General features: G+C 67.7%; 25 protein-coding genes and 1 tRNA gene. 14 read left to right on the forward strand and 12 right to left on the reverse strand.

Features of this window, described 5'->3' with window-relative positions; all coding sequences use genetic code 11:
- The first annotated feature begins 220 nt into the window (after positions 1–220).
- The 4 genes from secA to M1D55_RS11665 all read left to right on the forward strand — a co-directional run bounded on the left by secA (position 221) and on the right by M1D55_RS11665 (position 5,713).
- Positions 221–2,995, forward strand: a complete 2,775-nt coding sequence (secA, locus tag M1D55_RS11650) for a preprotein translocase subunit SecA (protein ID WP_006578261.1) — start codon at positions 221–223, stop codon at positions 2,993–2,995.
- A gap of 52 nt (positions 2,996–3,047) precedes the next feature.
- A complete protein-coding gene (gene argJ, locus M1D55_RS11655) occupies positions 3,048–4,277 on the forward strand; it encodes a bifunctional glutamate N-acetyltransferase/amino-acid acetyltransferase ArgJ (RefSeq protein ID WP_456282231.1) in 1,230 nt (409 codons plus the stop codon).
- 123 nt (positions 4,278–4,400) lie between these two features.
- Positions 4,401–5,312, forward strand: coding sequence for an ATP-binding protein (locus M1D55_RS11660; protein WP_064577270.1), 912 nt, complete (start codon positions 4,401–4,403; stop codon positions 5,310–5,312).
- Positions 5,309–5,713: an NUDIX domain-containing protein gene (locus M1D55_RS11665; protein WP_006578258.1), complete on the forward strand. Its 405-nt coding sequence runs from the start codon at positions 5,309–5,311 to the stop codon at positions 5,711–5,713. Before M1D55_RS11660 ends, M1D55_RS11665 begins: the two co-directional genes overlap by 4 nt.
- A 27-nt stretch (positions 5,714–5,740) precedes the next feature.
- Here the strand turns inward: M1D55_RS11665 and M1D55_RS11670 are convergent, their stop codons facing one another.
- From M1D55_RS11670 to ispB, 8 genes are all read right to left on the reverse strand, one after another.
- Positions 5,741–5,929 carry a DNA gyrase inhibitor YacG gene (locus M1D55_RS11670; RefSeq protein WP_023264847.1) on the reverse strand — a complete coding sequence of 63 codons (189 nt, stop codon included), beginning with the start codon at positions 5,927–5,929 and terminating at the stop codon, positions 5,741–5,743.
- Between the two features lie 6 nt (positions 5,930–5,935).
- Positions 5,936–6,694 carry a cell division protein ZapD gene (gene zapD / locus M1D55_RS11675; protein ID WP_006578256.1) on the reverse strand — a complete coding sequence of 253 codons (759 nt, stop codon included), beginning with the start codon at positions 6,692–6,694 and terminating at the stop codon, positions 5,936–5,938.
- A gap of 252 nt (positions 6,695–6,946) precedes the next feature.
- The gene (gene coaE / locus M1D55_RS11680; RefSeq protein WP_456282232.1) at positions 6,947–7,579 is read right to left on the reverse strand and encodes a dephospho-CoA kinase; all 633 of its coding nucleotides are present in this window, start codon (positions 7,577–7,579) and stop codon (positions 6,947–6,949) included.
- 12 nt (positions 7,580–7,591) lie between these two features.
- A complete protein-coding gene (locus M1D55_RS11685; RefSeq protein ID WP_304524546.1) occupies positions 7,592–8,533 on the reverse strand; it encodes a prepilin peptidase in 942 nt (313 codons plus the stop codon).
- A gap of 1 nt (position 8,534) precedes the next feature.
- Positions 8,535–9,599 (reverse strand): type II secretion system F family protein, encoded by a 1,065-nt coding sequence (locus M1D55_RS11690; protein WP_456282233.1) that lies wholly within the window; start codon positions 9,597–9,599, stop codon positions 8,535–8,537.
- Positions 9,600–9,692: 93 nt separating this feature from the next.
- Entirely contained in the window at positions 9,693–10,991 is a 1,299-nt protein-coding gene (locus tag M1D55_RS11695) for a GspE/PulE family protein (protein WP_456282234.1), read from the reverse strand.
- Positions 10,992–11,141: 150 nt separating this feature from the next.
- Positions 11,142–11,218, reverse strand: a tRNA-Pro gene (locus M1D55_RS11700).
- 19 nt (positions 11,219–11,237) lie between these two features.
- The gene (gene ispB, locus M1D55_RS11705) at positions 11,238–12,167 is read right to left on the reverse strand and encodes an octaprenyl diphosphate synthase (RefSeq protein ID WP_006576526.1); all 930 of its coding nucleotides are present in this window, start codon (positions 12,165–12,167) and stop codon (positions 11,238–11,240) included.
- On the opposite strand from ispB, the gene M1D55_RS11710 reads away from it, so the two are divergent.
- From M1D55_RS11710 to proB, 5 genes are all read left to right on the forward strand, one after another.
- The gene (locus M1D55_RS11710; protein WP_456282235.1) at positions 12,145–12,474 is read left to right on the forward strand and encodes a hypothetical protein; all 330 of its coding nucleotides are present in this window, start codon (positions 12,145–12,147) and stop codon (positions 12,472–12,474) included. The genes ispB and M1D55_RS11710 overlap by 23 nt on opposite strands.
- A 257-nt stretch (positions 12,475–12,731) precedes the next feature.
- A complete protein-coding gene (rplU, locus tag M1D55_RS11715) occupies positions 12,732–13,043 on the forward strand; it encodes a 50S ribosomal protein L21 (RefSeq protein ID WP_006576525.1) in 312 nt (103 codons plus the stop codon).
- Between the two features lie 66 nt (positions 13,044–13,109).
- Positions 13,110–13,370 (forward strand): 50S ribosomal protein L27, encoded by a 261-nt coding sequence (gene rpmA / locus M1D55_RS11720; protein ID WP_006576524.1) that lies wholly within the window; start codon positions 13,110–13,112, stop codon positions 13,368–13,370.
- 137 nt (positions 13,371–13,507) lie between these two features.
- Positions 13,508–14,629 (forward strand): Obg family GTPase CgtA, encoded by a 1,122-nt coding sequence (gene cgtA, locus M1D55_RS11725; RefSeq protein ID WP_006576523.1) that lies wholly within the window; start codon positions 13,508–13,510, stop codon positions 14,627–14,629.
- A 61-nt stretch (positions 14,630–14,690) separates the two neighbouring features.
- Positions 14,691–15,815 (forward strand): glutamate 5-kinase, encoded by a 1,125-nt coding sequence (gene proB / locus M1D55_RS11730; protein WP_064577249.1) that lies wholly within the window; start codon positions 14,691–14,693, stop codon positions 15,813–15,815.
- 68 nt (positions 15,816–15,883) lie between these two features.
- On the opposite strand, the gene M1D55_RS11735 is transcribed toward proB, so the two are convergent.
- On the reverse strand, positions 15,884–16,522 hold the full coding sequence (locus M1D55_RS11735) for a CNP1-like family protein (protein WP_043438063.1): 639 nt from the start codon (positions 16,520–16,522) through the stop codon (positions 15,884–15,886).
- Positions 16,515–17,174 carry an RNA pyrophosphohydrolase gene (locus tag M1D55_RS11740; protein WP_006576520.1) on the reverse strand — a complete coding sequence of 220 codons (660 nt, stop codon included), beginning with the start codon at positions 17,172–17,174 and terminating at the stop codon, positions 16,515–16,517. Before M1D55_RS11740 ends, M1D55_RS11735 begins: the two co-directional genes overlap by 8 nt.
- A gap of 258 nt (positions 17,175–17,432) precedes the next feature.
- Here M1D55_RS11740 and M1D55_RS11745 point away from each other — a divergent pair, with 258 nt between their 5' ends.
- From M1D55_RS11745 to M1D55_RS11760, 4 genes are all read left to right on the forward strand, one after another.
- Entirely contained in the window at positions 17,433–19,160 is a 1,728-nt protein-coding gene (locus M1D55_RS11745) for a proline--tRNA ligase (protein ID WP_456282236.1), read from the forward strand.
- 4 nt (positions 19,161–19,164) lie between these two features.
- Complete coding sequence (locus M1D55_RS11750; protein ID WP_440268570.1) at positions 19,165–19,851, forward strand: lytic transglycosylase domain-containing protein; 687 nt, start codon at positions 19,165–19,167, stop codon at positions 19,849–19,851.
- A complete protein-coding gene (locus tag M1D55_RS11755) occupies positions 19,848–20,807 on the forward strand; it encodes a 2OG-Fe(II) oxygenase (protein ID WP_456282237.1) in 960 nt (319 codons plus the stop codon). Before M1D55_RS11750 ends, M1D55_RS11755 begins: the two co-directional genes overlap by 4 nt.
- Positions 20,808–20,970: 163 nt before the next feature.
- Positions 20,971–21,591, forward strand: a complete 621-nt coding sequence (locus M1D55_RS11760; RefSeq protein WP_006579216.1) for a LysE family translocator — start codon at positions 20,971–20,973, stop codon at positions 21,589–21,591.
- A gap of 53 nt (positions 21,592–21,644) precedes the next feature.
- On the opposite strand, the gene M1D55_RS11765 is transcribed toward M1D55_RS11760, so the two are convergent.
- Both M1D55_RS11765 and ffh read right to left on the reverse strand, forming a co-directional pair.
- Positions 21,645–22,190 carry a hypoxanthine-guanine phosphoribosyltransferase gene (locus tag M1D55_RS11765; RefSeq protein ID WP_023264223.1) on the reverse strand — a complete coding sequence of 182 codons (546 nt, stop codon included), beginning with the start codon at positions 22,188–22,190 and terminating at the stop codon, positions 21,645–21,647.
- A gap of 52 nt (positions 22,191–22,242) precedes the next feature.
- Positions 22,243–23,646: a signal recognition particle protein gene (gene ffh / locus M1D55_RS11770; protein WP_006579214.1), complete on the reverse strand. Its 1,404-nt coding sequence runs from the start codon at positions 23,644–23,646 to the stop codon at positions 22,243–22,245.
- 248 nt (positions 23,647–23,894) lie between these two features.
- Here ffh and M1D55_RS11775 point away from each other — a divergent pair, with 248 nt between their 5' ends.
- Entirely contained in the window at positions 23,895–24,854 is a 960-nt protein-coding gene (locus M1D55_RS11775) for a cytochrome C assembly family protein (protein WP_023264221.1), read from the forward strand.
- Positions 24,855–24,864: the final 10 nt, after the last annotated feature.

Below are 24,864 nucleotides of genomic sequence, written 5' to 3' on the forward strand. Positions count from 1 at the left end.
CCGGCACGGCACCCGCGGTGCCGTGCGCGAGACGCCGTGCCGGCACGGTCGGCAGCCACGCCCGGCATGTCCGAAACCGCGCGGGACCGGCCACGGAACCGCCCGCCGCGCGTGATAAACTCGGCGTTTTGCGCTAATCCTCTCTTCGCCACGCGTGCTTCGCGTCCGGCCCTGCGGCTCGGACGGCGGGACCGCAATCGTGCGCAGGTGACACCAATCGATGATCACGGGCCTTCTCAAGAAAGTCTTCGGCAGCCGTAACGAGCGGCTGATCAAACAATATCGACGGACAGTCGAGCGGATCAACGCGCTGGAGCCGAAGTTCGAAGCGCTGTCGGACGACGAGCTGCGCGGCATGACCGAACAGTTCCGCCAGCGCCACGCCGGCGGCGAATCGCTCGAGTCGCTGTTGCCCGAAGCCTTCGCGGTCTGCCGCGAGGCCAGCAAGCGCGTGATGAAGATGCGCCATTTCGACGTGCAGCTGATCGGCGGCATGGTGCTGAACGACAACAAGATCGCCGAGATGCGTACCGGCGAGGGCAAGACCCTGACCGCGACGCTGGCGGTCTACCTGAACGCGCTGACCGGCAAGGGCGTGCACGTGGTCACGGTCAACGACTACCTGGCGCAGCGCGATGCCGAGTGGATGGGCCGGCTGTACAACTTCCTCGGGCTGTCGGTTGGCGTCAACCTGTCGCAGATGCCGCACGACCAGAAGCAGGCGGCCTACAACAGCGACATCACCTACGGCACCAACAACGAATTCGGCTTCGACTACCTGCGCGACAACATGGTCTACGACCCGGGTCAGCGCGTGCAGCGGCCGTTGCACTATGCAATCGTCGACGAGGTCGACTCGATCCTGATCGACGAGGCGCGCACCCCGCTGATCATCTCGGGCCAGGCGGAGAACCATACCGACCTGTACCAGCGCATGAACGGCATCCCGAAGCTGCTCGAGCGCCAGATCGGCGAGGAGAAGGCGGACGGCACCGGCGTCGAGAAGCCGGGCGACTACTACGTCGACGAGAAGGCGCACCAGGTCTACCTGACCGAAGCCGGCCACGAGAAGGCCGAGCAGATCATGGCGCAGCTGGGCCTGATCGGCGAGGGCGAGTCGCTGTACGCGCCGCAGAACATCACGTTGATGCACCATCTGTACGCGGCTTTGCGCGCGCACAGCCTGTTCCATCGCGACCAGCACTATGTGGTGCAGAACGACGAGGTCGTCATCGTCGACGAATTCACCGGCCGCCTGATGACGGGCCGCCGCTGGTCCGACGGCCTGCACCAGGCGGTCGAGGCCAAGGAAGGCGTGACCATCCAGCAGGAAAACCAGACGCTGGCGACGATCACGTTCCAGAACTACTTCCGGATGTACGAGAAGCTGGCCGGCATGACCGGCACGGCCGACACCGAAGCCTATGAATTCCAGGAGATCTACGGCCTGGAAGTGGTCGTGATCCCGACCAACAAGCCGACCCAGCGCAAGGACTTCCAGGACCAGATCTTCAAGACGTCCAAGGAGCGCTACGACGCCGTGGTCCGCGATATCCGCGAATGCTACGAGCGCGGGCAGCCGGTGCTGGTCGGCACCACGTCGATCGAGACCTCGGAATACCTGTCGGACCTGCTGAACAAGGAAAAGCTGCCGCACCAGGTGCTCAACGCCAAGCAGCACGCGCGCGAGGCGGAGATCGTCGCGCAGGCGGGCCGGCCGCAGATGATCACGATCGCCACCAACATGGCGGGCCGCGGTACCGACATCGTGCTGGGCGGCAACGTCGAGAAGCAGGCCGGCTTCATCGAGGCCGATGCCAATCTGTCGGACGACGACAAGGCCTCGCGCATCGCGCAGCTGAAGTCGGAATGGCAGTCGCTGCACGAGCAGGTCAAGGCCGCGGGCGGCCTGCATATCGTCGGCACCGAGCGCCACGAGTCGCGCCGGATCGACAACCAGCTGCGCGGCCGGGCCGGCCGCCAGGGCGACCCGGGTTCGTCGCGCTTCTATCTGTCGCTGGACGACCAGCTGCTGCGCATCTTCGCCGGCGACCGTGTGCGCGCGATCATGGACCGCCTGAAGATGCCCGAGGGCGAACCGATCGAGGCCGGCATCGTCACGCGTTCGATCGAATCGGCGCAGCGCAAGGTCGAGGGCCGCAACTTCGATATCCGCAAGCAGCTGCTGCAGTACGACGACGTAGCCAACGACCAGCGCAAGGAAATCTACAAGCTGCGCAACGAGGTGCTCGAGGCGCAGGACGTCGGCGAGATGATCAAGAGCCTGCGCGAGGGCGTGCTGGTCGATCTGTTCCGCGAGTACGTGCCGGCCGAATCGATGGAAGAGCAGTGGGACATCGCCGGCCTGGAGAAGCGCCTGCGCGACGATTTCGGCCTGGAGCTGCCGCTGGCGCAGACCATCGAGAACGCGCAGAGCATCGAGGACGAGGAACTGCTGCAGATGATCGTCTCGGCCGCGGCTGAGCGTTACGAGGCCAAGGTCGCGCAGGTCGGCCGCGAGGCCTTTGCCGGCTTCGAACGCTCGGTGATGCTGCAGAGCATCGACACGCACTGGCGCGAGCACCTGGCCGCGCTGGACCATCTGCGCCAGGGCATCCACCTGCGCGGCTATGCGCAGAAGGATCCGAAGCAGGAGTACAAGCGCGAGTCGTTCGAGCTGTTCGCGCGGCTGCTGGACGTGATCAAGAGCGAAGTCACCCGCGTCGTCTTCAACGTCCAGATCCAGTCGCCGGAAGAGCTCGAGCACGCCTCCGAGCAGATCGAGGACGACCTGTCGCATCTGGGCAATGTGCGATACCAGCATGACGAGTTCGGCGGCGCCGGTCCCGACACCGGCGAGCGCGCGATTGCCGCAGCGGCACGCGGCGCGCGCGACGACAGCGAAGTGGCGACCATGCCCCGCGTCGGCCGCAACGACCCATGCCCGTGCGGCTCGGGCAAGAAGTTCAAGCAGTGCCACGGCCGGCTGAGCTGAGCCGGCCGCAAGACACTGGCACTGGGTATCGCATCGAAGCAAGGAATCGAACATGGCCGTCAACTTGCCGCTGCCGCAGGCAGAGAATCTGAAACCGGTCGCCGGCGTCGAGCTCGGCTGGGCTGAAGCGGGCATCCGCAAGGCCAACCGCAAGGACGTGCTGGTGGTGCGCCTGGCCGAAGGCAGCACCGTGGCGGGCGTCTTCACGCGCAACCGCTTCTGCGCCGCGCCGGTGCAGGTCTGCCGCGAGCATCTGGCGGCCGGCCGCGGCATCCGCGCGCTGGTGATCAATACCGGCAACGCCAATGCCGGCACCGGCGAGCCGGGCCTGGCCAATGCCCGCGCGACCTGCGACGCGGTCGCCGGCGCGCTGGGCATCGGGGCCGATCAGGTGCTGCCGTTCTCGACCGGCGTGATTCTCGAACCGCTGCCGATGGAGCGCCTGCTGGCCGGCGTGCCGAAGGCGATCGCCAACGCGCGCGAGGACAACTGGCTGGCGGCGGCCGAATCGATCATGACCACCGACACGCAGCCGAAGGCCGCGTCGCGCACGGTGGCGATCGGCGGCAAGACCGTCACGCTGACCGGCATCAGCAAGGGCGCCGGCATGATCCGTCCCAATATGGCCACGATGCTGGGCTTCATCGCCACCGATGCGACCGTGGCGCAGCCGGTGCTGCAGGCGCTGGTGGCGCACGCGGCGGACCACTCGTTCAACAGCATCACGATCGACGGCGATACCTCGACCAACGATTCGTTCGTGCTGATCGCCACCGGCCGCGCCGGCGCGCCCGCGATCGAGCGCGCGGACGGTGCCGAGTTCGCGGCGCTGCGCGATGCGGTGACGTCGCTGGCGCAGGAGCTGGCGCAGATGATCGTGCGCGACGGCGAAGGCGCGACCAAGCTGATGACGATCCGGGTCGAGGGCGGACGCGATGTCGCCGAGTGCCGGCAGATCGCCTATGCGGTCGCCCACTCGCCGCTGGTCAAGACCGCGTTCTACGCGTCCGACCCCAATCTGGGCCGGATCCTGGCCGCGGTGGGCTATGCCGGTGTCGACGACCTCGATGTCGGCGGCGTCAACCTGTGGCTCGACGATGTCTGGGTCGCCAGGGACGGCGGCCGCCACCCCGACTACCGCGAGGAAGACGGTCAGCGCGTGATGAAGCAGGCCGAGATCACGGTGCGTATCGCGCTGGGCCGCGGCAATGCCACGGCCACGGTCTGGACCTGCGACCTGTCGCACGACTACGTATCGATCAACGCGGACTATCGTTCCTGATTGCTGCCTGACGATGCCTTGCCGATTGGCGAGGCATCGCGCACGCCGAGGGCCGGGCATCGGCCCATCGTGCTCGCCTCGCTGTTCCGCTTCTGCCATCCCCCGCCTTTCCGGATTGCCGCCATGTCCGATCTCGCCTCCCGTCTCGACCAGTTTCTGTCCCGGCTCGAACAATGGCTGCCGCCGCAGCTGACCGAGGACGATTGGCAGCAGGCCGTCGCCTTCCGCTGGCGCAAGCGCCAAAGCCTGTTCGGCAATATCGGCTACCTGCAGGCCATCCGGCAGTTGCCGCCGATCCATCTGGACGACCTGAAGAACATCGAGCGCCAGAAGGACGCGATCGTCGCCAATACGCGCCAGTTCGTGCACAGGCTGCCGGCCAACAACGTGCTGCTGACCGGGGCGCGCGGCACCGGCAAGTCGTCGCTGATCAAGGCCTGCCTGAACGCCTTCGTGGATGAGGGGCTGCGCCTGGTCGAAGTCGACAAGGCCGATCTGGGGGACCTGGGCGATATCGTCGAGCAGCTGACGCAGCGGCCGGAACGCTTCGTGATCTTCTGCGACGACCTGTCGTTCGAGGACGGCGAATCGGGCTACAAGTCGCTGAAGTCGGCGCTCGACGGCTCGGTCGCCGCGCAGTCGGACAACGTGCTGGTCTATGCGACCTCGAACCGCCGCCATCTGCTGCCGGAGTACATGAAGGACAACGAGACCTACCAGCACACCGCGGATGGCGAAATCCATCCCGGCGAAGTGGTCGAGGAAAAGATCTCGCTGTCCGAGCGCTTCGGCCTGTGGCTGTCGTTCTATCCGCCGAAGCAGGACGAATACCTGAATATCGTCGCGCACTGGTTGCGCCAGTTTGGCTGCAGCGACGACGATATTGCCGCGGCTCGCGGCGATGCGCTGGTCTGGGCGCTCGAGCGCGGCTCGCGCTCGGGGCGCGTCGCGTGGCAGTTCGCGCGCGACTGGGGCGGCAAGCATGGCAAGCCTTACGGCGGACATCCGGGCGCGCACCAGGGCGAGCCGGCATGAGCGGGGGACGCAAGGTCACCGAGGTCGCGGTCGGCGTGCTGGTACGGCCGGACGGCCGCTTCCTGCTGGCACAGCGGCCGGCCGGCAAGCCGTACGAGGGCTACTGGGAGTTTCCCGGCGGCAAGCTCGAAGCCGGCGAATCGGTCGAAGCGGCGCTGGCGCGCGAGCTGCACGAGGAACTGGGCCTGGACATCACGGCCTCGACGCGCTGGCACGTGCTCGAGCACGATTACCCACACGCCTATGTGCGGCTGCACTTCTGCAAGGTCACCGGCTGGACCGGCGAACCGGTCGGGCGCGAAGGCCAGGCGTTCTCGTGGGAGCAGGTGCCCGTTACCGTCGGTCCGCTGCTGCCGGCGACGATTCCGGTGGTCCAGTGGTTGGGGGAGGAGGCGGCCTGAGCGTTGCCGCCGTGCGAGCGCGGGCGCTCAGTCCTCGTTCCGGTCCTGCTCGTCCTCGGTCGGATCGGCCGGCTTGCCGCCGATCACGTATTTCTCCGAGGCCCAGGCACCCAGGTCGATCTGCTTGCAACGTTCGGAACAGAAGGGACGGAACTTGTTTTCCGGCACCCAAACCACGTCCTTGCCACAGGTCGGGCATTTGACTACGGATGGCATGGCAAATCAGAAGTTGCAGAGTTTGAGCAGGAAGGGGATGTCGGCGTCGACCGAGCGCGGTCGCATGTCGCCGTCCTGCTGGGTGAAGCGCACCCACAGCATGTACTTGTTGGCGCTCATCTCGGGGATGAAGGCCAGCAGCGAATCGTCGAGCAGCACCTGCATCAGCTGGTAGCTGCGGCCGGACAGCATCTGCTGATAGCTGCCGCCGGTGGCGATCACCTTGCCGCTCTGTCCGGATTCGCGCAGCAGCTTCAGCACCGCATCGGTACCCACGCGCAGCGGAATCAGCGGACGTACCCACTTCAGGATGTCGGCGCGCCGTTCCTCGGCGGGCCGATGCTGCCAGGCATAGTACGAGGGCAGGTCGAACTCGCAGGTGCCGCCGGGAATGATCGCGCGGCTGCGGATGCTGGTCAGCCACTCGTTGTCGGTCAGCAGCTGGCCCGCCTTGCCGACGGTCTGGTTCAGCTGGGCGATGGCCTGCTCGAGCTCGCCGATCACCGCGTCGAGCGTCTGCTGGTCGATCTGCGGGCTCGAACGCAGCGCGCTTAGCGCCTGGCGCTGGCGGTCGAGTTCCTTGATCAGATCGGTCTTCAGGTCGGCGCGGCCAGCGACGTCGATGATCTCGAACAGCGTGGTCAGCGCGACATGATGCTGCAGCGCATGTTCCTGTCCGAGAAAGTAATCCAGCCGATCGAACAGGTCCTCCAGACGCAGGAGTGTCCTGATGCGTTCGTTGAAAGGATATTCGTACAGAATCAAGGGGAAGTCCGTGCAGCGCGGCGTCGGTCAGCTTGCCGGCCCGGTGCTGGATTCGACAGACGAATCGGCTCAGGCTGGCGCGCGAGGCGATCGGTACAGAATGCATGCGAAGCTCGCATGCGGCCGTATGCATGCACTTGGCAGCATATTCCAACGCATTCTATGCGAGACAGCGCGCAAGGACAATGAAACGCCGCCGATGGTGGCCTCGGCGGCGCCTGATGCAAAGTGCAGTGGTACGCCGGCTCCGGCTCAGCGCGCAGTCGGTTTGGCGGACAGCGCTTGCATCGCACGATAGCGGCGATCGAGCGCCTCGACCTGCGGCGGCAATGCCTCGACCGGGCCATCGTTGTCGATCACGTCGTCGGCGACGGCCAGCCGCTGCGCGCGCGTGGCCTGCCGGGCCATGATCGCCTCGACCTGCTCGCGCGAGAAACCGTTGCGCGCCATCACGCGGGCGATCTGTGTCGATTCGCTGCAGTCGACCACCAGCACGCGGTCGACGCGCTCGCGCCAGCGGCCAGATTCGACCAGCAGCGGCACCACGTGGATCAGATACGGATGGGTGCCGTCGGCGCGAATACGCGCGGTCCGCTGTTCGGTGATCTCGCGGATCAGCGGATGCGTGATTGCCTCGAGCCGAGCCTTGGCGGTCGGATCGGAGAACACCAGCGCACGCATCGCATCGCGGTCCATCGCGCCGTCGGCGCGCAGGCAGGTGGGGCCGAAGGCCTCGACCAGCGCGGCAATCGCCGCGCCGCCGGGGGCGGTGATCTCGTGCGCGATCAGATCGGTATCGATCAGCGCGGCGCCGCGTTCGGCAAACAGATCGGCGACGCGGCTCTTGCCAGAGCCGATGCCCCCGGTCAATCCGATTTCCAGCATAAGTCTCCAGGGTCAGTGGGTCTGCATCGCGCCCGCTTCGATGGCAATGTCGGGCGCCAATGCCGGCAGCAGCCAGTCGGCACCGGCGAACAGCACCAGCAGTCCGGCGCCGGCAATGAACGGCCCGAACGGGAACGGCGTATCGCGATCGTGGCGGCGCAGTGCGATCTTGGCAAGACCGTACATCAGTCCCACCACCGACGACACCAGCACCAGCGCGGGCAGCGCCTGCCAGCCGAACCAGCCGCCCAGCGCGGCCATCAGCTTGAAGTCGCCATAGCCCATGCCCTCCTTGCCGCGCAGCAGCTTGAACAGCCAATAGGTGGTCCACAACAGCAGATAGCCGGCGGCCGCACCAATGACCGCATCGCCGATCGGTGCGAACAGGCCGGTCATGTTCAGCAGCAGGCCCAGCCACAGCAGCGGCTGCGTGATCTGGTCCGGCAGCAGCTGCGTGTCCGCATCGATCAGCGCCAGTGACAGCAGCGACCAGATCAGCACCAGCGCGGCCGCCGCCTGCCAGGTCGGTCCGAAATGCCAGGCCGCCAGCGCGCACAGCGCCGCGCTGATCAGCTCGACGGCGGGATAGCGCAGGCCGATCGGCTTGCGGCAGCTCGAGCAGCGGCCGCGCAGCAGCAGATAGCCGAGCACCGGGATGTTCTCCCACGGCGCGATCGCATGGCCGCAGTGCGGGCACGACGAGCGCGGCACCACGAGGTCGTAGCGGTCCGGGAAGGGCGCGGGCTCGTGGCGCAGCGCCGCCAGATAGTTGGCCTCCTCGCGCTCCATCATGCGCGGCAGCCGATGCACCACCACGTTGAGGAAGCTGCCGACCACCAGTCCGAGCAGCGCCGCCGCGCCCAGCAGGAACCATGGCGGCAGCGCGGCCAGTGCGGCGATGGTCCAGGTACCGGCGGGCATGGCCGCGTTCCAGTTCGACAGGAAGCCTTGCATCTCAGACCACCTGGGCGAGCCTGAAGATCGGCAGGTACATCGCGATCACCAGCGCGCCGATCAGCACGCCCAGCACCACGACGATCAACGGCTCGACCAGGCCGGCGAGCGCGGCGACGCCCTCGTCGACCTCGCGCTCGCAGCATTGCGCGACATGCAGCAGCATCGTGTCGAGCGCGCCGGATTCCTCGCCGATGCGCGTCATCTGCAGCGCCATCGGGTCGAACGCGGCACTGGCGCGCATTGCCGTCGCCAGGCTGGCGCCGCAACGCACCGCGCGTTCGATCTGCCGGGTGGCGTCGCGGTACACGCGATTGCCGGCGGCGCCCGCGACCAGCGCCATGGCCTCGACCAGCGGCGTGCCCGCGGCCGACAGCGTCGCCAGCGTGCGCGTCCAGCGCGCCACCGCCGCCTTGCGCAGCAGCGGACCGGCCAGCGGCAAGCGCAGCAGCGCGCGATCGCGCGCATGGCGCAGCGCAGCCGAGCGCCGCAGCGCATGCCGCAGGCCCAGCCACGCCAGCGCCGGCAGCGCCAGCAGCAGTTGCCAGTTTGCAACCAGGCCATCCGACACCGCGATCACGAATTGCGTCGGCCCAGGAAGTTCGGCGCCGGTGCCGAAGCCGACGAACACCTGCTTGAACGCGGGAATCACGAACAGCATCAGGATCGTCGTCACGGCGGCGGCGACCGCCAGCACCACCAGCGGATAGCGCAGTGCGGCGCGTACCTGGCCGCGCAGCGCGATCGCTTGTTGCTGATAGGCGCACAGCCGGTCAAGCATGCCGCCCAGCGCGCCGCTGTGCTCGCCGGCTTCGACCAGGCTGCAGTACAGCGCGTCAAACGCGCGGGGATGGCGGCGCATGGCCTGCGCCAGGCTGCTGCCGCCTTCGATGTCGCCGCGCAGCTGGGCCAGCAGGCGGCGCCACGCCGGGTCGCCATGGCCGCGCGCGATGATGTCGAGCGCAGGCAGCAGCGGCACGCTGGCGCCCAGCAGCGTCGACAGCTGACGCGTGAAGCGCACGATGTCTTCGGCTCGGAAGCGGGGTGGCGCGATGGTGCGCGCCATGGCCGGAAGGCGGAGCGCGGCGCGTGGGGCCGGCGCCGCCATGGTGGACCCGGATGGCATGATCGTTCGGTCGATCGTCGTTGTGGATTGTCGTTATGGACTGGTGGCCGCCAGCACCTCGGCCAGCGAGGTCGTGCCCGCCCTGACCTTGAGCAGCCCGGCCTCGCGCAACGATAGCACGCCCTCGCGGCGCGCCTGCTGCGCGAGCGCGCGGGCGCTGCCACGCGACAGGATGATGCCCTGCATCGCGTCGGAGACCGGCATCACCTGATGGATGCCGCAGCGGCCGCGATACCCGCTGCCGCGGCAGGCGGCGCAACCGACGGGCTGGCAGGGCTGCCAGTCGCCGTCGAGCAACGTATCCGCGAAACCGGCCTCGCGCAGCACCGACAGCGGCACCGGGCCGGGACGTTTGCAGGCGCACAGCACGCGGGCCAGCCGCTGCGCGGTGATCACCAGCACGCTGGCGGCCAGGTGAAACGGCGCGACGCCGAGCTGCGCGAGCCGCGTCAGCGTGCCCGGCGCGTCGTTGGTATGCAGCGTCGACAGGACCAGATGGCCGGTCTGCGACGCCTTGACCGCGACATCGGCGGTCTCGGCATCGCGGATCTCGCCGACCATGATCACGTCCGGGTCCTGCCGCAGCAACGCGCGCAGCACGGTCGGGAAGTTCAGGCCGATCTTGTCGTGGATATTGACCTGGTTGATGCCGGCCAGCTGGATCTCGGCAGGATCCTCGGCCGTCGAGATATTGCGCTCCTCCTGGTTCAGCAGGTTCAGGAAGGCGTACAGCGAGACGGTCTTGCCGCTGCCGGTGGGACCGGTGACCAGCACCATGCCGTGCGGGCGGCGCAGCCGCTCGCGCAGCACGGCAAGCTGCGGCGGCTCGAGACCGAGGCTGTCCATATCGAGCCGCACGCTGGACGCGGCCAGCATGCGCAGCACGATCTTCTCGCCGAACAGCGTCGGCAGCGTCGATACGCGCAGGTCGACCGCGCGGCCGGCGGCCCCGTCAGGCGTTGCCTCGCCGTCGCGCCGCGGCACCACGAAACGCATGCGGCCATCCTGCGGTATCCGCCTCTCGGCGATGTCCAGCCGCGCCAGCACCTTGATGCGCGTCGCGATGCGATCGCGAATGTCCAGCGGCGGACGCGCGACCTCGTGCAGCCGTCCATCGATGCGAAAGCGCACGCGGTAGAAGCCTTCGTACGGTTCGAAGTGCAGATCCGAGGCGCCGCGCAGGCAGGCCTCGGTCAGCAGCCTGTGGACGAAGCGCACGACCGGCGCGTCGTCGGCCGACGGCATGGCGGGGTCGTATTCGATCGGCGCATCGAACGGCGCATCGGACGGCGCATCGGACGGCGCATCGGACGGGGAGGTCACGGCGATCATGGCGGGCGGGGCGCAGTGGAGGAGTGGCCCAGTGTGCGATGCGCGGGCAGGGAGGGGAATGCGCCCAGTCTCAAATGGGAAGCGCCGGCCAAAGCCAAAACGACCAAAACAAAAGGGCCGTGCATCGCTGCACGGCCCTTTCGAAAAAACTGGTCGGGGTGAGAGGATTCGAACCTCCGGCCTCTACGTCCCGAACGTAGCGCTCTACCAGGCTAAGCTACACCCCGTTTTTTGTTCCCCGCCGCGTCAGGACTGACGTTGCAGCGAGAAAGCACATAACTTTATCAGCGTTTCCTTCAGTTGTGAAGAGGGAAATTGCATTGCCGCGCGTTCGGCCGCATCGGCCTCGCGTTTTGCGGCCTCGAAGGTCGCATCCAGGGCCCCGCATTGATGGATGGCCGAGAACACCGCGTCGAAGTGTTCCGTGCCGCCTTCGACGATCGCCTCGCGCGCCAGCGCGCGTTGCTCGGCGGTGCCATGCTCCATCAGATGCAGCAGCGGCAGCGTCGGCTTGCCCTCGCGCAGATCGTCGCCGGCGTTCTTGCCCATCTGCTCGGCGCTGGCGGTGTAGTCGAGCATGTCGTCGATCAGCTGGAAGGCGGTGCCGATGCGGCGCCCGTATTCGGCGGCCGCCTCTTCCATCGCCGCGTCGGCGCCCGCCAGCACCGCGCCGAGCTGGGCCGAGGCCTCGAACAGCTTGGCCGTCTTGTAGCGGATCACCTGCAGATAGCGCTCCACCGTGACGTCGGGGTCGTGCATGTTCAGCAGCTGCAGCACCTCGCCCTCGGCGATCACATTGGTCGCGTCCGACAGGATCTGCATGATCCGCATGCTGCCGGCGTCGACCATCATCTGGAACGCGCGCGAATAGAGGAAGTCGCCGACCAGCACGCTGGCGGCATTGCCGAACACCGCGTTGGCGGTCTGGCGGCCGCGGCGCAGCTCGGATTCGTCGACCACGTCGTCGTGCAGCAGCGTGGCGGTGTGGATGAATTCCACCACCGCGGCCAGTTCGTGATGGCGATGTCCGTCATAGCCCAGCGCGCGCGCGGACAGCAGCAGGATCACGGGGCGCAGGCGCTTGCCGCCCGCGCCGATGATGTATTCGCCGATCTGTTCGATCAGGGGCACTTCGGAAGACAGGCGCTGCCGGATGACTGCATCGACGGCGCGCATGTCGGCAGCGACCGGAGCGAGCAAGGCAGAAGCGGAAGACTCGGACAAGATGATCACCGTTACGCAGAACGAGCGATTATATGCGATGGCCGTGTCCAGATGGCCCGGATGGCACCTGCTGCGCGCGGTGGCGCGGCGCGCTCTTCGCCGCCGAACCCGGGGGCAGGACGGGCCGGCCGGCGCCTATAATGCCGCCATGAAGAAGCCCGCCGCTCCCGATGGCCATGGCCGCCGTCCGTCCCGCCGCCTTGCGTGGTGGGTGGCGTTCGCCGCGCTGGCCGGATTTCTGCTCGCCGAGGCGACCTGAGGGCCGTCAGCCCAAGGGCGCGGGCAAGCGCGCAGTAAGTGCGCTGCCCGTCTCTGCGGGTCTATGTGTTTGTTTTCTTTGCACTTTTCCCGCTGCTCGTATAGAATGCCGAGTTTCCTCCGGCTGAACTGCTGTTGTTGCGTCCGTGCCGGCGGGAGATAACCGGGCCGAAAGCGCGTTGCATGGCCGCTTCGCCTAGCCGCGAAGCCGCGCCAGCGCTGGCTTTTGGGCGTTTATTCACATCGAGAGGTTCGACAATGTACGCGGTCGTAAAAACCGGCGGCAAGCAATACAAGGTTGCTGCTGGCGAAAAACTGAAAGTAGAACAGATACCGGCAGACATTGGCGCAGAAATCACGCTCGACCAAGTGCTCGCAGTGGGCGCTGGCGACCAGATCAAGTTTGGTACGCCGCTGGTCAGCGGGGCTTCCGTCAAAGCTACCGTTATCTCCCAGGGTCGTCACGACAAGGTGAAGATCTTCAAGATGCGCCGTCGCAAGCATTACCAAAAGCGCCAAGGCCATCGCCAGAATTACACCGAACTGCGCATCGAAGCGATCGTTGCCTGAGTCCCCACGGACCGCAACGAGACAACGCAATCGAGCGACATCAGGTATAGCGACAGGAGTTAAGTCATGGCACAGAAAAAAGGCGGCGGTTCCACACGGAACGGCCGCGATTCCGAATCGAAGCGTCTGGGCGTGAAGGTGTTTGGTGGCCAGGCCATCAACGCCGGCGGCATCATCATCCGCCAGCGCGGTACCCGCGTGCATGCCGGCGAGAACGTCGGCGTGGGCAAGGACCACACCCTCTTCGCCCTGGTTGACGGCCACGTGAAGTTCGCCGTCAAGGGCGCTGCCAAGAAGCAGCAGGTCAGCGTCGTTCCGGCAGCCTGACCACTGCCTTGCAGCACGAAGGCCCCGCAACCCTTGCGGGGCTTTTTCTTTTCTGGCGACAATGTCGCACGTCGCCCGCCGCCGGCAGCGCCTGACAAGGTCTTTCGACGCGGCACGCTCCAGCACGGATCACCATCATGAAGTTCATCGACGAAGCCCGAATCGAAGTCATTGCCGGTAACGGCGGCAATGGCAGCGCGTCGTTCCGGCGCGAGAAGTTTGTGCCGTTCGGCGGGCCGGACGGCGGCGATGGCGGCCGTGGCGGCAGCGTCTACGCGGTGGCCGATCGCAACATCAACACGCTGATCGATTTCCGCTACGCCAAGAAGCATGTCGCCCGCAACGGCGAGAACGGCCGCGGCTCCGACTGCTACGGCGCGGCCGGCGAGGACGTGACCCTGCGCATGCCGGTCGGCACGCTGATCACCGACATGGACAGCGGCGAGGTCATCGCCGACCTGACCGAGCACGGCCAGAAGGTATGCCTGGCCGAGGGCGGCATCGGCGGCTGGGGCAATCTGCATTTCAAGTCCAGTACCAACCGTGCGCCGCGCCAGCAGGTCGACGGCAAGCCGGGCGAGCGCCGCATGCTCAAGCTCGAGCTGAAGGTGCTGGCCGACGTGGGCTTGCTGGGCATGCCCAATGCCGGCAAGTCGACCTTCATCTCGCACGTGTCCAACGCGCGGCCCAAGGTGGCGGACTATCCGTTCACCACGCTGCATCCGAACCTGGGCGTGGTGCGCGTCGACCACGAGCAATCGTTCGTGATCGCCGATATCCCGGGGCTGATCGAGGGCGCCGCCGAGGGCGCGGGCCTGGGCCACCAGTTCCTGCGACATCTGCAGCGCACCGGGCTGCTGCTGCATATCGTCGATCTGGCACCGTTCGACGAATCGGTCGATCCGGTCGCCGAGGCGCGCGCCATCGTCAACGAGCTGAAGAAATACGACGCCGAGCTGTACGAGAAGCCGCGCTGGCTGGTGCTGAACAAGCTCGACATGGTTCCCGAGGACGAGCGTGAGGCGCGCGTCAAGGACTTCATCAAGCGCTACAAGTGGAAGGGGCCGGTGTTCCGCATCTCGGCGCTGACCGGCGAGGGCTGCCGTGAGCTGGTCTACGCGATCAAGGACCACCTGGCCGCGCTGAAGGCCGAGGAGGCCGCGGCGCTGGCCGAGCCGGACGTGCGTCTGGACGAGCGGCTGCACAACGTCGATCGCGACGAACATCGCGAAGAAAATCGCGACGAGCGACAAGGCTGACCCCGCGCCGGAAATCTGCGCCGGAACATCGCCCGGCACGACCCCACTTCAGGAGACACAGTTGCCCACCCAATCGGTCATCGCGCAGGCCCGGCGCATCGTCGTCAAGGTCGGATCGAGCCTCGTCACCAACGACGGCAAGGGGCTGGACCACGATGCCATCGCCCGCTGGGCGGCGCAGATCGCCAGGCTGCGCACCGCCGGCAAGGAAGTGGTGCTGGTCAGCTCGGGCGCGATCGCCGAGGGCATGCAGCGGCTGGGATGGGCGCGCCGTCCGCGCGAGATCCATGAACTGCAGGCCGCGGCCGCGGTCGGGCAGATGGGGCTGGCCCAGGTCTACGAAAGCCAGTTCGGCCGCTATGGCATCCGCACCGCGCAGGTGCTGCTGACCCATGCCGACCTGGCCGACCGCGAGCGCTACCTGAATGCGCGCTCGACGCTGCTGACGCTGCTCGGCCTGGGCGTGGTGCCGATCATCAACGAGAACGACACGGTCGTCACCGACGAAATCAAGTTCGGCGACAACGATACGCTGGGCGCGCTGGTCACCAACCTGATCGAGGGCGATGCGCTGGTGATCCTGACCGACCAGCGCGGCCTTTATACCGCCGATCCGCGCAAGGATCCGGCCGCCGAGTTCGTGCACGAGGCGCTGGCCGGCACGCCACAGCTCGAGGCGATGGCCGGCGGTGCCGGCACCGCGATCGGCCGCGGCGGCATGCTGACCAAGATCCTGGCGGCCAAGCGCGCGGCCAAGTCGGGCGCCCATACCGTGATCGCGTCTGGACGCGAGGCCGACGTGCTCGCGCGTCTGGCCGGCGGCGAGGCGATCGGCACGCAGCTGCTGGCGCCGACCGGGCGGCTGACCGCGCGCAAGCAGTGGATGGCAGACCATCTGCAGCTGCGCGGGCGCGTCGTCATTGATGCCGGCGCGGTCGACAAGCTGACCGCGGGCGGCAAGTCGCTGCTGCCGATCGGCGTGGTGGAAGTGCAGGGCGAGTTCGCGCGCGGCGAGGTCATCGCCTGCGTCGATGCGCAGGGGCGCGAGGTGGCGCGTGGCCTCACCAACTACTCGAGCGCCGAGGCGCGGCTGATCGCCCGCAAGCCGTCATCGGAAATCGAAGCGGTGCTCGGCCATCTGAACGAGCCCGAGCTGATCCACCGGGACAACCTCGTACTCGTCTGAGCGGACGCAAAAAGGCCGGCGAGGGCAATCCGCCGCCGCCGGCCTTCATCGCAGGCTGTCGATAGCCCTTACTGGTACGCGCCCTGCCGGGCCACGCCGTCGCGGATCGCGCGCACGATGTCCTCGGTCTTGCCCGCCACCGCGCGGCCGTCGCACAGATATTCGGACGCCAGCGTCGCCGCATAGCTGTTGCGCACGCTGGTGCTCATCGTCCGCCATTGCTCGGCGCCCGCGCTCTGGTTCGGCACCCAGGTCTTGCTGCCGGGCGGCATGGTGGCGAACAGCTTGCGCTGGAACACGTCGCAGCGCACCCCTTCGTAGCTGATGTTGCGCACGCCGGTCGGGCTGGTGATCACCGCGGTGTAGCGCACCGCGCCGTCCTCGCCGACCAGGATCGACTTGGCGTCCACCGCGAACGACAGGCGCCCGGTCGTGCTGACGTCAAACGGCAGCAGATCGGCGTCGGCCGGCGGCGGCGGCAGCTTGGTCGCGGCCTCCTGAAAGCCCTTGGAGGCGAGCCGGTCGAGCAGGAAGACCGGTTCCTCGGCCTCCTCCGCTTCGAGCTGGGCGGCGCGCTTGGGCGTCTCGGTGCTGGTCGAGCAGGCGCTCACCAGGGCGAGTGCCAACAGCGTGGCAAGTCCGGCAGCCAGACCCGTGGGGGTTGCGCTGCCGGTGCGGCGTCGGCCGAAGCCGGCGGGTTTAGTCATCAGTGCTCCGCGTTTGCACGCAGACCGGCGCTTCCGGCTGCGTCAGGGTAGGGGACGGCTGGCTGGCGGCCGGCGCATTGCCCGGACCTTGCCGGCCCGCGCGCTGGCCGCCGGCGCGGCCGGCGTTGCCATGGGTCCCGGCATGGTGGTTGCCGTAGGGACTGAGCGGCGCCCGCTGGCCGCGATGCAGAAAGCGCGACAGCTCCGTCAGCGCCATCTGGTAGACCTCGCGCTTGAATTCGATCACCGCGTCGAGCGGCACCCAGTACTGGCTCCAGCGCCAGGCATCGAATTCCGGGTGGTCGGTGGCGCGCAGGCAGATATCGCAATCGCGCGCCGCCATGCGCAGCAGGAACCAGATCTGTTTCTGCCCCTTGTAATGCCCGCGAATCTCGCGGCGTATGAACTTGTCCGGCACCTCGTAACGCAGCCAGTCGCGCGTGCGACCGACGATCCTGACGTGCTCGGGCAGCAGTCCGACCTCTTCATGCAGTTCGCGGTACATCGCCTGTTCCGGCGTCTCGCCGTATTTGATGCCGCCTTGGGGAAACTGCCAAGAATGTTCGCCGATTCGCTTGCCCCAGAACACCTCGTTCCGTGCGTTGATGAGGATGATGCCGACGTTCGGGCGGAAGCCTTCACGATCGAGCATGACTGCACCTCGAATCCTTTAGAATTACGTCGATTATAAAGGAAGCGCGGGGTCCGTCCGGGCCGGTCCGGCGTGCTGGTTTTCCCCGACGAAATGCGCCGTTTCAGGCGCCTTTCGCCGGCCCAGACACCGTGTCGCGACCGTGTGCCCGGCCGCATTTTTTACCCAATCCTTGCCCTGTCGGACCCCTTACCCTTTTTCCCATCGATCCGCGCCGCGCGCGCTGTCCCAACCCGCTGTCCCAACCGAAAGCCACGGATGAAAGCTTCGCAATTCTTCATTTCCACTCTCAAGGAAGCCCCCGCCGACGCGGAGATCGTCTCGCACAAGCTAATGATGCGCGCCGGCATGATCAAGAAGCTGGGTGCCGGCATCTATAGCTATATGCCAACCGGCCTGCGCGTGATCCGCAAGATCGAGCAGATCGTCCGTGAGGAGATGAACCGCGCCGGCGCCGTCGAACTGCTGATGCCGTTCGTGCAGCCGGCCGAGCTGTGGCAGGAGACCGGCCGCTGGGACAAGATGGGGCCGGAGCTGCTGCGCCTGAAGGATCGCCATGAGCGCGACTTCGTGCTGCAGCCGACTTCCGAAGAGGTTGTCACCGACATCGTCCGTACCGAGATCCGCAGCTACAAGCAGCTGCCGCTGAACCTGTACCAGATCCAGACCAAGTTCCGCGACGAGCGCCGGCCGCGCTTCGGCATCATGCGCGGGCGCGAGTTCACGATGAAGGACGCCTATTCGTTCGACCGCGACGAGGACGGCATGAAGGTGTCGTACCGCCAGATGTACGACGCCTATATCCGCATCTTCCAGCGCTTCGGGCTGGAGTTCCGCGCGGTGGCGGCCGACAACGGCGCGATCGGCGGCTCGGGCTCGCATGAATTCCACGTGATCGCGGACACCGGCGAGGACGCGATCGTCTACTGCCCCGAGTCGGACTACGCCGCGAACATGGAGGCCGCCGAGGCGCTGTCGCTGCTGGCCGAGCGTGCGCCCGCGCGCGAGCCGCTGACGCGCACGCCGACGCCGGGCAAGGCCAAGTGCGAGGACGTCGCCGAACTGCTGGGCATTCCGCTGGAGCGCACCGTCAAGTCGATCGTGCTGGCGACCGAGGGCCCGGCCGGCGAGCCCGCCCAGATCTGGCTGCTGCTGCTGCGCGGCGACCACGACCTGAACGAGATCAAGGCGTCGAAGGTGCCGGGCCTGGCCGAGTTCCGCTTCGCCACCGAGGCGGAGATCGTCGCCACGTTCGGCACGCCCCCGGGCTATCTGGGCCCGATCGGTGCCAAGGCGCCGATCCGCGTGGTGGCCGACCGCACCGTCGCCAACATGAGCGACTTCGTCTGCGGCGCAAACGAGCGCGACTATCACCTGACCGGCGTCAACTGGGGCCGCGACCTGCCCGAGCCGGTGGTCGCGGACCTGCGCAACGTGGTCGAGGGCGATGCCTCGCCCGACGGCAAGGGCCGGCTGGCGATCTGCCGCGGCATCGAGGTCGGCCATGTGTTCATGCTCGGCACGCGCTATTCGGCGGCGATGAACGCGACCTTCCTCGACGAGAACGGCAAGACCCAGCCGATGCAGATGGGCTGCTACGGCATCGGCGTGACGCGCATCGTCGGCGCGGCGATCGAGCAGAACTACGACGAGCGCGGCATCATCTGGCCGGCCGCGATCGCCCCGTTCGAGGTGGTGGTGTGCCCGGTCGGCTACGACCGCTCGGAAGCGGTCAAGGCCGAGGCCGACCGTATCCATGCCGAGCTGCTGGCGGCCGGCGTCGATGCGATCCTGGACGACCGCGGCGAGCGCCCCGGCGTGATGTTCGCCGACTGGGAACTGATCGGCGTGCCGCATCGCGTGGTGGTCGGCGACCGCGGCCTGAAGGAAGGCCAGGTCGAGTATCAGGGCCGGCGCGATGCCGAGGCGAGCCGCGTGGCGGTGGCCGACATCGTCGGGCATGTCCGCAAGCTGCTGGCCAACTGACGCCATGCCCACGCCGCGATGCGCCGCCATCGCGGCGCTGCTGACAGCGCTGGCGTTGCTGACCGCGCCGCCCGCGCACGCCGGCGCCCAGCGCGAGGAGCAGCTGGCCGACGCCGTGCGCGGCGCGCTGGCCGCGGCGATTGCCGATGCGCGCCCCACCCGGCCGGTGTTCGTCTCCGCCGGCGAGCGTGACGCCTATCTGCGCTGGGTCGCCGAGATGTCGCGCCGCCTCGAGCGGCGCATTCCCGAGCCGCTGATCCGCACCGAGCTGGTCGAGACCGTCTACTACGAGGCCAAGCGGGCCGGACTCGAGCCCGCGCTGGTGCTGGGGCTGATCCAGGTCGAGAGCAACTTCCGCAAGTACGCGATCAGCACGGCGGGCGCGCGCGGGCTGATGCAGGTGATGCCGTTCTGGGCGCGCACCATCGGCGACGGCGACGCCCGCAAGCTGTTCCATCTGCAGAGCAATCTGCGCTACGGCTGCACGATCCTGCGCCACTACCTGGACCGCGAGTCCGGCGACCTGTTCCTCGCGCTGGGCCGCTACAACGGCAGCCGCGGCCGGGCCGACTATCCGAACGCGGTGCTGGCCGCGTGGAAGCGCTGGCAAGAGGCCGAGGCCGCGGTGACGGTGGCGAACACCGCCGCGCCTGCCGCGTTCCCATCCACCCGCCTGTCCGATCCGTCATGACTTCGCGCCCGCATCCGGCGGCCGGCAAGACCGGCTACGCCACCTCGTCGCCCGAACTGGAACGCTGGCTGGCCCGGCATATCGCGCAAGGCTTCGGCGCCGACGCGCTGGTGCGGTCGATGTGCCAGTCCGGCTACGACGCGGCCTTCGCGCGCGCCACGGTGCAGGCCGCCTTTGCCGGATCCGGGCAGCGCGGCGCGCGGTCGGGACATTCGCCATCGCCGACCGCCAGGGCGAAGGCCGCTGCGCAGTCCATGCCCAACGCCGCGCACCACGCTGCCACCGCCGCGGCGGCGACCCCTGCGATCGCCGCGCCCAATGCATTGCCGGCCGGCGACGGCCGTGACGTGCCGGTGCTGTTCGCGATCGAGTCGCCGCGCATCGCGCTGTTCCAGCGGCTGTTGATGCCAGACGAATGCGAGGCGCTGATCGCGCTGTCGCGCGGCCGGCTGGCGCGCTCGCCGGTGGTCAATCCCGATACCGGCGACGAGAACCTGATCGACGCGCGCACCAGCATGGGCGCGATGTTCCAGGTCGGCGAGCATCCGCTGATCGAGCGGCTGGAGGCGCGCATCGCCGCGGTGACCGGCGTGCCGGTCGAGCACGGCGAAGGGCTGCAGATCCTGAACTACAAGCCCGGCGCCGAGTACCAGCCGCACTACGACTTCTTCAACCCGCAGCGCCCCGGCGAGGCACGCCAGCTGCGCGTTGGCGGACAGCGGATGGCGACGCTGGTGATCTACCTGAACGATGTGCCGGCCGGCGGCGCGACCGCGTTCCCGAAGCTGGGTTTGCGCGTCAATCCGGTGCAGGGTAATGCAGTGTTCTTCGCCTATCTCGGCGAGGACGGCTCGCTCGACGAACGGACGCTGCACGCCGGGCTGCCGGTCGAGCAGGGCGAGAAGTGGATCGCCACCAAGTGGCTGCGCGAAGCGCCGTATCGCGGCGAAGGCTGACCCGCTGCCGCCCGGAGGCACGGAGCCCGTGGTCGCGCTCCGCCCGCCACATCTGTGCTGAACCGGCAGCAGCACTGTGCCGGACTTTACCGGTGAATCTGTACCGGTACTGTATAGGATCGTCAAGCTAGACTGCCGCTTCCCCTGTATTCAAGGAGTTGCCATGGCACTGTCGGAACTGGCGGCGGGCTCTGCCGTGTTTGCCGCGTTCGGCGGCTTCGTGCTGGTGTCGTCGATCACGCCCGGACCGAACAACACGATGGTGCTGGCCTCGGGCGTCAATTTCGGTTTCGCGCGCACCATTCCCCATCTGCTCGGCATTAGCAGCGGCTTCGCGGTGATGATCGCGCTGATCGGCCTCGGCCTCGGTTCGCTGTTCACCGCGCTGCCGTGGACCTGGCCGCTGCTGCGCGTGGCCGCCACCGTCTATCTGGTCTACCTGGCCTGGAAGCTGGCCACCGCCGGTGGCGTGCAGGACCGGCAGGTGGCCAGGCCGATGGGCTTCCTGCAGGCGGCCGCGTTCCAGTGGGTCAATCCGAAGGCGTGGGTGATGGCGGTGGGCGCGTGCAGCGCCTATGTGCTGCACCCGAATGTCTGGCTCAACGTGCTGCTGCTGGCCAGCCTGTCGGCGATCATCAATCTGCCGAGCGTGGCGGTGTGGGCAGTGTTCGGCGCGTCGCTGCGCCGCTGGCTGGCGCGGCCGCGCGTGCTGCGCGTGTTCAACGTGACGATGGCGCTGCTGCTGCTCGGCTCGCTGTGGCCGATCCTGGCGGCCGGACACTGAAAGCAGGCGCGTCCGCCGGGACGGGGAAGGGGCGGGGAAGAAAGGCGGGCGCCTCAGTCCTTCAGCGCGCGGATGGTGCCGAGGTTGCGCCAGTAGCCCTTGGCATCCATGCCGCAGCCGAACACATAGCGGTCCGGCACCGTGAAGCCGCAGAAGTCCGGATGCATCGGCTTGGACTTGGCCAGCGTCTTCTCGCACAGCACCGCCGCGTAGAAATCGCGCGCGCCCATGTCCATGATGCGCTGGCGGATCGCCGCCATGGTCTCGCCCTCGTCGAGGATGTCGTCGAGCACCAGCACGGTCCGGTCCTTGACCGACTCGCGTGGCGCGACGCGCCATTGCATCTCGCCGCCGACCGTCTTGTTGTTGTAGCGGGACAGGTGGATGTAGTCGAACTCGAGCGGGAATTCGAGCTTGGGCAGCAGCATGCCGGTGAAGACCACGGCGCCGCCCATCACCGACAGCACCAGCGGGAAGCGGTCTCCCATCTTGTCGGTGATCTCGCGCGCCATGCGGTCCAGCGACTGCTGCACCTGCTGCGCGCTGACGATTTCCTCGGAGTTCGCCCACAGTTCGCGGGCCTGTTCGGCAGTCATCATGATGTTCGGTCCTGTCTGGTGTTCTTTGCGGGCGGCAGTTCGATGGGGCGGATCAGCGGTTGAACAGGCCCTTCATGCCGCCCTTCATCGCGCCCATCGAGCGCATCATCTTGGCCATGCCGCCGCCCTTGAGCTTCTTCATCATGCTCTGCATCTGGTCGAACTGGTTCAGCAGGCGGTTCACTTCCTGCACCGGCACGCCGGCGCCCGCGGCGATGCGGCGCTTGCGGCTGGCCTTGATCAGCTCGGGCTTGGCGCGCTCGGCCGGCGTCATGCTGTTGATGATGCCTTCCATGCGGCGCACCTGCTTCTCGGCCTGATCCATATTGGCGCCCTGGGCCTGCTGGGCGAACTGCGCCGGCAGCTTGTCGACCAGGCTGCCCAGGCCGCCCATCTTCTTCATCTGGCCGATCTGCGCCTTGAAGTCCTCGAGGTCGAAGCCGCCGGTCTTCTTGATCTTCTTGGCGAGCTTCTCGGCCGCTTCCATGTCGACGCCGCGCTGCGCCTCCTCGACCAGAGCGAGGATGTCGCCCATGCCGAGAATGCGCTGGGCCATGCGATCCGGGTAGAACGGTTCGAGGCCGTCGAGCTTTTCGCCAACGCCAACGAACTTGATCGGGCGGCCGGTCACGTGCCGCACCGACAGCGCGGCGCCGCCGCGCGCATCGCCGTCGAGCTTGGTCAGCACCACGCCCGTCAGCGGCAGCGTGTCGTTGAACGCCTTGGCCGTGTTGACCGCGTCCTGGCCCAGCATCGCGTCGACCACGAACAGCGTCTCGGCGGGCTTGAGCGCGGCGTGCAGCGCGGCGATCTCCTGCATCATCGCCTCGTCGATGCCGAGCCGGCCGGCCGTGTCGACGATCAGCACGTCGTGATAGTGCTTGCGGGCCCAGTCGAGCGCGGCGCGGGCGATGTCGACCGGCTTCTGATCCGGCTGCGACGGGAAGAAGTCGGCGCCGACCTGGTCCGACACGGTCTTGAGCTGCGCGATCGCGGCGGGGCGGTAGACGTCGCACGAGACCGTCAGCACCTTCTTCTTCTTGTTTTCCTTCAGCCATTTGGCCAGCTTGCCGACCGTAGTGGTCTTGCCCGCGCCCTGCAGGCCGGCCATCAGGATGATCGCCGGCGGCTGCACCGCCAGGTTCAGCTCGGCCGCCTTGCCGGCCGCGCCGTCGGCCGCGACGGCTTCCTCGCCGCCGATCACCGCGGTCAGTTCGCGCTGCACCACGCCGACCAGCGCCTGGCCGGGCGTGAGGCTGCCGACCACTTCCTCGCCCAGCGCCTTTTCCTTGACGCGGGCCACGAACTCGCGCACCACCGGCAGCGCGACGTCGGCCTCCAGCATGGCCAGGCGAACCTCCCGCAACATCTCGGCGGTGTTGGCTTCGGTCAGGCGTGCCTCGCCGCGCATGGTCTTGACGACCCGCGCCAGGCGTTGAGTGAGATTGTCCAGCATGGCAGAAATCCGGAGGTGGGCTTTGTAGGGTTGCGGCGCGCCGCCGCGCTTGTCGGCCGGTGGCCGATCGCTGATCGACCATGCGGTGCGGGCCGTGGCGTGGCGGACGGGGGCCGATCGGGCGAATTCGCCGGGCGTCCATCGCGGCGCCGCCATCCGGCCTTGCCGCCGCGGGTCATTGCCGCCGGTCACCGCGGGTCAGTCACCGCCGTCGGTCACCGTAACAGGCGCTAGGGTAAACTGCGCGAATGGCGATTGTACTGTATGCCCTGACGGCACTCCTCTATTGCGCGCTGGCCTATCACGGCTGGGCGACGCGCCACGCCGGGCTGGCCACTAGCACGGCTGGCGGTCCGGGCCTCGGCGGCCAGCCGGGCTCGATGGTGCTGGTGCCGGGCCCCGCGCCGGGCGGCAGCGCCGAGGGGCAGCCTGCCTGGTGGCATCTGCTGATGGTGGCGGTGCTGGCCAGCCACGGCATGCTGCTGCACGAGACCATCTTTCCGGCCGACCGCATGGTGTTCGGCTTTGCCTTCGCGCTGTCGGCGATGCTGTGGCTGGGCGTCGGCATCTACTGGATCGAGAGCTTCTTCTTCTCGCTGGCGGGACTGGGCCTGGTCGTGATCCCGGTGGCGATGCTGGCCAGCCTGATGCCGCTCGCCTTCCCCGGCGCGCAGATCCTCGGCTATGCCGCGCGGCCGCTGTTCAAGCTGCATTTCATCATCGCCAACGTCGCCTACGGGCTGTTCACGCTGGCGGCCTTCCACGCCTTCCTGATGCTGCTGGTCGAGCGCCGGCTGCATGGTTTCAATCGCGGCCACGGCGTACACGTGCCGGGCGGCGCGATGGCCGCCGGCGCGCCGCAGCAGGCCGGCTGGCTGGGCCGCTGGCTCGACCTGCTGCCGCCGCTGCTGACGCTCGAGAAGCTGCTGTTCCGCTTGATCGCGGCCGGCTTCGTGCTGCTGACGATGACGATCGCCTCGGGGCTGCTGTTCTCCGAGGAGCTGTTCGGGCGGGTCTTCCGCTTCGACCACAAGACCGTGTTCGCGCTGGTCTCGTGGGTGATGTTCGCCGGCATCCTGGCGGGCCGGCGGTTCTACGGCTGGCGTGGCCGCGTGGCGCTGCGCTGGGTCATCGCCTCGTTCTGCATCCTGCTGCTGGCCTACGTCGGCAGCCGCTTCGTGATCGAAGTGATTCTGCATCGCCTCTGAAGCAAGGCAT

This window comes from Cupriavidus sp. JZ107 (genome assembly GCF_053903255.1).